1 protein-coding gene is annotated in these 418 nt (G+C 49.8%); it reads right to left on the bottom strand.

The window, feature by feature from the left end; translation table 11 throughout:
* Positions 1–418: phosphoribosylglycinamide formyltransferase (purN, locus tag PGX78_RS09010; protein ID WP_270446626.1), on the bottom strand; the 418-nt coding region annotated here is incomplete at both ends.

The following is a 418-nucleotide window of genomic DNA, read 5'->3' as shown; positions in this document are numbered from 1 at the left end:
ACAAAACAGGGAAACGGCTCGCACGTACGACGGGTGTTCCTTTGTCAGAATACGTGCCGCCAGGGTATCGGCCGTGTCATCGTCTTTTACAGGAACCGTTTCCTGTATGATAATGGGGCCCGCATCCATGTCGGGGACGACGAAATGCACCGTACAACCGGCAACCTTGACGCCTGCTTCCCACGCCTGTCTTTGTCCGTGTAAGCCCTTAAAGGACGGAAGCAAGGCGGGATGAATATTAATAATTTTATTTTCATAAGGAGCGATAAAATCTCCGCTCAAAATTCGCATAAATCCGGCAAGACAAATAAGGTCCGCTTGATACGGAGCGATTTCTTCCGATATATAGTGTTCAAACTCACCTTGGCTCGCAAAGGACTTCCTGTCCGCTATGATAACGGGCAATCCCCACGAGCGT

The organism is Megasphaera sp. AF13-6AC, assembly GCF_027685385.1.
Classification (GTDB): domain Bacteria; phylum Bacillota; class Negativicutes; order Veillonellales; family Megasphaeraceae; genus Megasphaera; species Megasphaera micronuciformis.
Note: the sequence above shows the minus strand (reverse complement) of the source record. Positions and strands in the feature narration are given on the sequence as shown.